Origin of the sequence: Enhygromyxa salina, assembly GCF_002994615.1 — a bacterium.
GTDB lineage: Bacteria > Myxococcota_A > Polyangia > Nannocystales > Nannocystaceae > Plesiocystis > Plesiocystis salina_A.
The window spans coordinates 1-543 of sequence record NZ_PVNK01000120.1; the positions used below are offsets into that span (position 1 = coordinate 1).

The following is a 543-nucleotide window of genomic DNA, read 5'->3' on the forward strand; positions in this document are numbered from 1 at the left end:
GAGTGCAGCTGATCGACCTGTCCGGCGACGGGTTTCCCGATCTACTGCTCGATCGCGGCCGCGACTTCGTCTGGTATCGGAGCAAGGGCGCGGAGGGGTTCGAGAGCCCGCGGGTCGTGCCAAACCCTGGCGATGATCGCAGCAAGCCGGTCGTGCTGTTTTCGGATCCGCGCATGGCGATCCAGTACGCGGACATGACCGGTGACGGGCTGGTCGACATCGTCCGGATCCGCAACGGCGAGGTGGTGTACTGGTCGAACCTCGGGTACGGGCGCTTTGGGCCGATGATCCGGATGGGCGGGCTGTCGGCGTTCGCGGCCGGGAGGTCGTTCGAGCCCGGGCGTGTGCGGCTCGCCGACGTCGACGGGAGCGGGGCGACGGATCTGATCTACCTCGGCGACCGGGGGGCCACGCTTTACCGCAACCTCGCGGGCAACGGCTTCGCTGCGGCCGAGGCGATCGTGAGCTTCCCGGGCGTGCGCAGCGTCGACTGGGCCGAGGTCGTGGATCTGAAGGGGACGGGGACCGGGCACCTGGTCTGGT

Annotated in this window: 1 protein-coding gene; it reads left to right on the plus strand. The window is 68.9% G+C overall.

All coding sequences use genetic code 11. The annotated features are described in order from the left end of the window. On the plus strand, positions 1–543 hold a 543-nt coding region (locus ENSA5_RS11985), incomplete at both ends, for an FG-GAP repeat domain-containing protein (protein ID WP_146155604.1).